Here is a 7816-nt window from a genome sequence, read left to right as displayed (position 1 = left end):
CGGGGGAACTCCTGGAACCGGCGGCTGGGTCCGCCCGCACGGCGGTCACCGCAGCGCCGGCTACGGCTCGCGTCCTGCGCCCTGCAGCGGATGCTCGACCTTCCACCGCGGCGTCGACATCGCCAACGGCTGTGGCGCGGCGATCTACGCGGCCCACGCCGGGACGGTCGACTTCGCCGGCCCCAACGGCGGCTACGGCAACTACATCCGCATCCAGCACGGCGGCGGCGTCGGCACCGGCTACGCGCACATCAAGCCGGGCGGCTTCGCCGTCGGCCGCGGCCAGCAGGTCAGCGCCGGACAGGTCATCGCCTACGCAGGCAACACCGGCAACTCGGCGGGCTGCCACCTGCACTTCGAGGTGTACATCAACGGCGGCACGGTCAACCCGATCGACTTCCTCGCCCAGCGCGGCATCTCGGTCTGAACACCCGCCTCACAGGCGCAGACCTCATAAACGAAGAGAAGACCCCCGGCCGCTGAGCGGAACCGGGGGTCTTCTCTTCGTTCAGGCGTCGAGTCGTTCAGACGTCGAGGGTCAGTGGCCCTGCTCGCCGAAACGGACGATCGCCTCGTCGAGGATGCGCTGCGCCTCGGCGGCGTCGCCCCACTCGTCGACCTTGACCCACTTGTTGGGCTCGAGGTCCTTGTAGTGCTCGAAGAAGTGCGCGATCTCCTTCTTCGTGTACTCGGCGATGTCGCCGATGTCCTGGATGTGCGCCCAGCGGGGGTCCTTCGACAGCACCGCCACCAGCTTGTCGTCGCCACCGGCCTCGTCGCTCATCTTGAGCACGGCGACGGGGCGGACCTCGACGACGACGCCGGGGTAGATCGCATGGTCGAGGAGCACGAGCACGTCGAGCGGGTCGCCGTCCTCGCCGAGGGTGTTGTCGAAGTAGCCGTAGTCGGCCGGGTACCCGAAGGTCGTGTAGAGCACGCGGTCGAGGTGCACTCGCCCGGTTTCGTGGTCGACCTCGTACTTCACGCGGCTGCCGCGCGGGATCTCGATGACGGCGTCGTGTGCGCCCATGCGTGTGCTCCTCAGAAAAGACGGTTGGATGCCGCGGACCAGCCTACTCGGGCCGCGCGCTCACGCGGAGTCGGGGCCCGCTCGGGTCTAGGCGTCGGTCCCCGTCGCGGGGGAGGACGGGGGAGTGCGCCGTCGCGAGAGTCTGCTCAGCAGACGACTCACGGGATCGCTCAGGAGCAGCAGGAACAGCCCCACGTAGCCGTTGGGGGAGGCGAGCACCGCGATCAGGAGCGCCCCCGCGAACAGGATGATCGCCGTGACATCGCCGATCACCCCCGCACGCAGCGTGTCTGCCGGCGCCGTCGTCAGCTCGGGGTGGCGCGACAGATAGATCCAGCCGGCGAGGGTCGTGACCTGGGTCATGATGAGCGTTCCGATGTAGACCACGGCCTGCAGCGGATCGGTGTCCATCTGGCCGATCATGGCGGTGGGCACAGGCAGCCACACGATCGTGGCCATCCAGGCGACATTGATCCACAGCAGGGGCGCGGTGATCAGCTCGACGTCGCGGTACTGCCGGTGGTGGCCCATCCAGAACGTCGCGATGAGGAGGAAGCTCAGCCCGAAGCTGAGCAGCTGGCCGGAGTGCTCGGACAGGAACTCCGCCGTGCCGAGGTGCCCGGATGCCGCCTCCGACACCGATTCCATGAGGGGAAGGATGAGAAGCGTCATCGCGATGGCGACGACCGCGTCGACGAACGCCTTGAACCGCTCGGTCGTGAAAGTCCTCATGCCGCTGTGATCTGCCACGGCGTCAGACTAGTCCGCGCGCTTCCCGTGCGGAGACGGACGCGCGGATGCCGGGTGCGTGCCCTAGCGTGGAGGAGTGCCGTCGCTCCCACCCGCTGTCGCCGAGATCCGCCTCGCCGTGCGCACCGCGCTCGCAGAGCTGCCTGAAGGAGCGACGGTCATCGTCGCCCTCTCCGGCGGCGCCGACTCGCTCGCGCTCGCCGCGGCCGTCGGCTTCGAAGCGCCGAAGCTCGGTCTGCGCGCCGCATCCCTCACCGTCGACCACGGACTGCAGGAGGGGTCGGATGCCGTCGCCCTCCGCGCAGCGAAGACCGCAGCGGGGCTCGGTCTCGATCCGCTCGTCGTGAGGGTCGAGGTGGGCGAGGAAGGGGGGCCGGAGGCGGCGGCTCGTGATGCGCGTCATCGGGTGCTGCGGGATGCCGCGTCCGACGTCGCCGCTGCCGCTGTGCTCCTCGGCCACACCCTCGACGACCAGGCGGAGACCGTGCTGCTCGGCCTCGCGAGAGGGTCGGGGGCGACCAGCCTGCAGGGCATGGCCCCGGTGCGCGAGGACGACGACGGTCTGCGCTGGATCCGCCCGCTGCTCGGTGTGCGCCGTGAGACGACGCGCGCGTTCTGCACGGCATCCGACATCGAGTTCTGGGACGATCCGCACAACTCCGAGAGCCGCTTCGCCCGGGTCCGTGTGCGGGAACGCGTGCTCCCGGTTCTCGAGTCCGAGCTCGGACCAGGCATCGCCGAGGCCCTCGCGCGCACCGCGGAGCAGCTGCGGGAGGACGCAGAGGCCTTCGACGAGATGATCCACGAGACGATCGAGGACATCGTCGAGCACGCAGAGGCCGGCATCTCGGTGAGCGTCGCGGCGCTCGCGGCCAACCCCGCCGCGCTGCGGAACCGCATCATCCGCCTCGTCGTCGACAGCGAGTTCGGCGCGAGCCTCACCCGCACGCAGACCGTCGAGGTCGCCCGTCTCGCGACGGACTGGTCAGGGCAGGGGCCCATCGACCTGCCCGGATGCTCCGCCACCCGTGTCGGCGGGCGCATCGTGTTCACGGCATCCGGTCGCTGAGCGGACGCAGACGAAACGCCTCACCTGACGTTCGACGTCGGGTGAGGCGTTTCGTCTCTGTCGCTGCGTTCCCTCGCTCGGCGACCCGGACCGCCAGGCGACCGGGGCGCGAGGGGAGGGGAGTCCTACTTCTTGCCGCCGAAGAGGCCGCCGAGCAGGTCGCCGATGCCGCCGCCGGACGAGCCGCTGCCGCCGCCAAGAAGACCGCCGATGATGTCGCCGATGCCGCCGGTGCTCGCACCGTTGCCGCCACCGCCGAGGAGACCGCCGATGATGTCGCCCAGTCCGCCGGACTGCTGTGCGCCGGCATCCGACGTCTCCGCCTTGCCCTTGTTGGCGTTGGCGATCAGGCCCATGATGATCGGCGCGAGGATCGGCAGGAGCTTGCCGAAGTCGATGCCGGCGGTCTCCTTCGAGGTCGTGAGCTTCTCGGTGACCTCCTGCTGCTTGGCGCCGAGGATGTGCGACACGATCTTGCCGCCGTCCGCCTGGTCGATGTCATCGACCTTGGTCGCGCCGGCGGAGCCCTCGTGACGCTTCAGCGCGTTCTCGATGGCGGAGGAGCCCTCCTCCGTGGAGGCGTTCTTCGCAAGTCCGCTCAGCAGCACGGCGCCGCCCTGCTCCACGGCGGCCTTGGCGACGTCGGGGGAGACCCCGAGCTTCTCCGCGATGTCGTCGATCGGGACCTGCGCGAGGATGTCGTCGAGGGCCATGGTGAATCCTTCCGTCTGTGGGCGTCCGCCCGTCTCAAGGCTCACAGTAGTGCGGAAGAACGGGGTGCGGGTATACGCGACCCGATACATCACGACCGGAATCCGCGGCCGATCCCGGTCGATGCAGGGCCGCGCGACGCGGGATCGGATGCCACTGGACTCGACACCCGATCCCTTCACCTAAAATCGATCCATGCGCGCCGCGGACATCCAGGACGACCTTGCCCAGATCCTCGTCACTGAGGAGCAGATCATCGCCAAGCTCGACGAGCTCGCAGCGAAGGTCGCCGTGGACTACGAGGGCAAGGATCTGCTCCTCGTCGGCGTGCTCAAGGGCGCGGTGATGGTCATGGCCGACTTCGCCAGGGCGCTGCCGTTCCACGCGCCGATGGACTGGATGGCGGTGTCGAGCTACGGAGCCAGCACGAAGTCGAGCGGCGTCGTGCAGATCCGCAAGGACCTCGACAGCGACCTGAACGGCAAGCACGTCCTGATCGTCGAGGACATCATCGACTCCGGACTGACCCTGAGCTGGCTGCTGGAGAACTTCGGATCGCGCGGAGCCGAGTCGATCGAGGTGCTCGCCCTGCTGCGCAAGCCGGAGGCGGCGAAGGTCGTCATCGACTGCAAGTACGTGGGCTTCGACATCCCCACCGACTTCGTCGTCGGATACGGCCTCGACTACGACGAGCGCTACCGCAACCTGCGCGACGTCGCGGTGCTCGCGCCCCACGTCTACAGCTGACCGGCGTCGTGGCGCGATGGCGCCGACTGCCCCGCCGAGCCGTGCTCTGCGGAGGCCGGTACGCCGTGGGTGAACGCACAGCAGGCACCAAGCGCTCGCGCGATACGCTGATCCGATCATGGATGTGAAGAAGCTCACCCGGAATCCGCTGATCTACGTAGCCCTGATCGGTCTGCTGCTCTTCGGCGGCTTCCTGCTGATCTCGAACCTCGGCGCCCCGAAGCAGATCACCACGCAGGAGGGTCTCAAGCTGCTCGCCGGCGAGACCGTCACCGAGGTGGTCAACACCGACGGCGATCAGCGCGTCGACATGACGCTCTCGAAGCCGTTCGAGGGCTCGGAGTCGGTGCAGTTCTACTACGTCGACGCCCGCGCGGCAGACGTGGTCGCCGCGATCGACAAGGCCGACCCGAAGAAGGGCTTCGACGACGCCGTTCCGCGCGCCAGCTGGTTCGACGGCTTCCTCTCGCTCCTGATCCCGATGCTCCTGCTCGGCCTGCTGTTCTGGTGGCTGCTCTCCTCGATGCAGGGCGGCGGCGGCAAGGTCATGCAGTTCGGCAAGTCCAAGGCCAAACTCGTCAACAAGGAGACCCCGACGGTCACCTTCGCCGACGTCGCCGGCGCCGACGAAGCGATCGAGGAGCTCCACGAGATCAAGGAGTTCCTGCAGGACCCGGCCAAGTTCCAGGCCATCGGCGCCCGCATCCCGAAGGGCGTGCTGCTGTACGGCCCTCCCGGAACCGGAAAGACGCTGCTCGCCCGCGCCGTCGCCGGCGAGGCAGGCGCCCCCTTCTACTCGATCTCCGGTTCGGACTTCGTCGAGATGTTCGTCGGCGTCGGAGCATCCCGCGTCCGCGACCTGTTCAACGTGGCCAAGGAGAACTCCCCGGCCATCATCTTCATCGACGAGATCGACGCCGTCGGACGCCACCGCGGCGCCGGACTCGGCGGCGGAAACGACGAGCGCGAGCAGACGCTCAACCAGATGCTCGTCGAGATGGACGGCTTCGACCCGAACGCCAACGTCATCGTGATCGCGGCGACGAACCGCCCCGACATCCTCGACCCCGCGCTCCTGCGTCCCGGCCGTTTCGACCGCCAGATCGGCGTCGACGCCCCCGACCTCAAGGGCCGCCAGCGCATCCTCGAGGTGCACGCCAAGGGCAAGCCGCTCGCGCAGAGCGTCGATCTCGAGGTCGTCGCCCGCAAGACTCCCGGCTTCACCGGAGCCGACCTCGCCAACGTCCTGAACGAGGCGGCTCTGCTGACCGCCCGCTCGAACGCGCAGCTGGTCGACAACCGTGCCCTCGACGAGGCCATCGACCGCGTGATCGCCGGTCCGCAGCGGCGCACCCGCGTGATGAAGGACAAGGAGAAGCTCATCACCGCGTACCACGAGGGCGGCCACGCCCTCGCAGCCGCGGCCATGAACTACACCGACCCCGTCACCAAGATCACGATCCTGCCCCGCGGCAAGGCGCTCGGCTACACGATGGTGCTGCCGCTGGACGACAAGTACTCCGTCACCCGCAACGAGCTGCAGGATCAGCTGACCTACGCCATGGGCGGTCGCGTCGCCGAGGAGATCGTGTTCCACGACCCGACCACCGGCGCCTCGAACGACATCGAGAAGGCGACCTCGATCGCCCGCAAGATGGTGCTCGAGTACGGCATGACGACCGAGCTCGGCCCGGTCAAGCTCGGCACCGAGGGCGGCGAGCCCTTCGCCGGCCGCGACATGGGCCGTGGCCGCGAGTACTCCGAGACGATCGCCCAGCGGGTCGACGCCGAGGTGCGCGCCCTCATCGAGCAGGCGCACAACGAGGCCTACCAGGTGATCAGCGCGAACCGCGACATCCTCGACAAGCTCGCCCTCGCGCTGCTCGAGGAGGAGACTCTCGACCACAACCGCATCGCGGAGATCTTCACCGAGGTGCAGAAGCTCCCCGAGCGTCCGCTGTGGCTGTCGAGCGACGATCGCCCCGTGTCGGAGCGTCCGCCGATCGAGGTGCCCAAGAAGGACGTCTCGCTCGCGGCATCCGTCGAGGCGCCGTCTGCTGCGCCTCGCACGCAGCCGGGATCGGCAGGTGCCGGTCACGCACGACCTGCGACGGCGTGACCGTGGCCGTCGACCGGGAACGCGTCGCACGCCTCACTCATGAGCTTCTCGAGGCGATCGGCGAGGATCCTGACCGACCGGGCCTCAAGCAGACCCCGTCGCGGATGGCGGAGCTGTACTCGGAGTTCTTCGCAGGCGTGGGAGAAGACCCCGCCGAGCCCCTCGCGCGCACGATCAGCGTGACGAGGGGGCCTGCGCCCGACACCCTGCCCTCTGGCGCCGTGCTGCTGCGCGACATCCGTTTCCGCTCCGTCTGCGAGCACCACCTGCTGCCGTTCGCAGGGCACGCGCACATCGCCTACCTCCCCGGAGAGCAGGTCGTCGGGCTCGGCGCCCTCGTGCGGGTGGTCGAGATCCTCGCTGCCCGCCCCCAGGTGCAGGAGCGGCTGGGCGAGCAGATCGCCGACACCATCGCCGAGCATCTCGACACCCGTGGCGTGCTCGTCGTCCTCGACGCCAGCCACGGCTGCGTCACGATGCGCGGCGGACGTCAGCCGGAGGCGACGACCCTCACGATCGCGGCCCGCGGGGAGTACACGGATGCCGTGGCCCGCACCGAGCTCATCGCCCTGATCGGCCGGGGCGCGGAATGACCGGCATCTGGGGGATCGTCAACGTCACTCCGGACTCGTTCAGCGACGGCGGACGCTACCTCGACGTCGAGCGGGCGGTCGCGCACGGTCTGCGTCTGCGCGCCGAGGGGGCGACCGTGCTCGACGTCGGCGGCGAATCGACGCGACCGGGTGCCGACCGCGTGACCCCGGAGGTCGAGCAGGCGCGCGTGATCCCGGTCATCGAGCAGCTCACCGCCGCGGGTGCGCCCGTGAGCATCGACACGCTCAATGCGTCGACCGCCGCTGCGGCGGTGCGGGCGGGAGCGCGGATCGTCAACGACGTCTCCGGCGGGCTCGCCGACCCGGAGATGCGCGCGGCCGTCGCCGAGTCCGGCGCCGACTACGCGATCGGACACTGGCGCGGGTTCTCCGCGGACATGTACGCCAACGCCGAGTACCGCCGCGTCGCGCGCGAGGTGGCAGGAGAGCTCCAGGAGCGCATGGGGGAGGCCGCGGCATCCGGCATCGCGCCGTCGCGCCTCATCATCGACCCCGGCGTCGGCTTCGCGAAGGCCGGCCAGCAGAATTGGGACGTGCTGCGCGGGCTCGACGAGATCGTCGCACTCGGACCCCGCGTGCTCATCGGAACCTCGCGCAAGAGGTTCCTCGCTGAGACCCTCGACCAGGGTGAGCCGATCACGGAGACGCGGCGAGACCTCGCGACCGCCGTCACGAGCGCCCTCGCGGCCCGCGCGGGCGTCTGGGCGGTGCGCGTCCACGACGTGGCCGCGACGCGGGATGCGCTCGCGATCGCGCACGCCTGGGAAGGATAGACC

General features: G+C 69.4%; 9 protein-coding genes. 6 read left to right on the top strand and 3 right to left on the bottom strand.

The genetic code is table 11. From position 1 onward, the window contains the following. Positions 1-427 (top strand): M23 family metallopeptidase (locus tag CQ047_RS10315; protein WP_146114315.1); only part of this gene is annotated, 427 nt, incomplete at its 5' end. A 111-nt stretch (positions 428-538) separates the two neighbouring features. Here CQ047_RS10315 and CQ047_RS10310 read toward each other — a convergent pair. Next, positions 539-1030: an inorganic diphosphatase gene (locus CQ047_RS10310; protein WP_060926386.1), complete on the bottom strand. Its 492-nt coding sequence runs from the start codon at positions 1028-1030 to the stop codon at positions 539-541. An 87-nt stretch (positions 1031-1117) separates the two neighbouring features. Next, positions 1118-1780, bottom strand: a complete 663-nt coding sequence (locus CQ047_RS10305) for a TMEM175 family protein (RefSeq protein WP_223587154.1) — start codon at positions 1778-1780, stop codon at positions 1118-1120. A gap of 76 nt (positions 1781-1856) precedes the next feature. Between CQ047_RS10305 and tilS the strand changes: the two genes are divergently transcribed. Continuing rightward, positions 1857-2849, top strand: coding sequence for a tRNA lysidine(34) synthetase TilS (gene tilS / locus CQ047_RS10300; RefSeq protein WP_105674883.1), 993 nt, complete (start codon positions 1857-1859; stop codon positions 2847-2849). Positions 2850-2974: 125 nt separating this feature from the next. On the opposite strand, the gene CQ047_RS10295 is transcribed toward tilS, so the two are convergent. Next, a complete protein-coding gene (locus CQ047_RS10295; protein WP_105674881.1) occupies positions 2975-3562 on the bottom strand; it encodes a DUF937 domain-containing protein in 588 nt (195 codons plus the stop codon). A 193-nt stretch (positions 3563-3755) separates the two neighbouring features. Here CQ047_RS10295 and hpt point away from each other — a divergent pair, with 193 nt between their 5' ends. From hpt to folP, 4 genes are all read left to right on the top strand, one after another. After that, on the top strand, positions 3756-4307 hold the full coding sequence (hpt, locus tag CQ047_RS10290; RefSeq protein WP_105674879.1) for a hypoxanthine phosphoribosyltransferase: 552 nt from the start codon (positions 3756-3758) through the stop codon (positions 4305-4307). A gap of 118 nt (positions 4308-4425) precedes the next feature. Then, the gene (ftsH, locus tag CQ047_RS10285; protein WP_105674877.1) at positions 4426-6426 is read left to right on the top strand and encodes an ATP-dependent zinc metalloprotease FtsH; all 2001 of its coding nucleotides are present in this window, start codon (positions 4426-4428) and stop codon (positions 6424-6426) included. Between the two features lie 2 nt (positions 6427-6428). Continuing rightward, positions 6429-7019 carry a GTP cyclohydrolase I gene (gene folE / locus CQ047_RS10280; RefSeq protein ID WP_105674901.1) on the top strand — a complete coding sequence of 197 codons (591 nt, stop codon included), beginning with the start codon at positions 6429-6431 and terminating at the stop codon, positions 7017-7019. Then, positions 7016-7813: a dihydropteroate synthase gene (folP, locus tag CQ047_RS10275; RefSeq protein WP_105674875.1), complete on the top strand. Its 798-nt coding sequence runs from the start codon at positions 7016-7018 to the stop codon at positions 7811-7813. The genes folE and folP overlap by 4 nt, the downstream gene beginning before the upstream one ends. The last annotated feature ends 3 nt before the right edge of the window (positions 7814-7816 follow it).

This window comes from Microbacterium sp. MYb72, from assembly GCF_002979415.1.
GTDB lineage: Bacteria > Actinomycetota > Actinomycetes > Actinomycetales > Microbacteriaceae > Microbacterium > Microbacterium natoriense.
The sequence above is the reverse complement of the archived record's forward strand: the minus strand, read 5'-3'. Positions and strand labels throughout refer to the sequence as shown.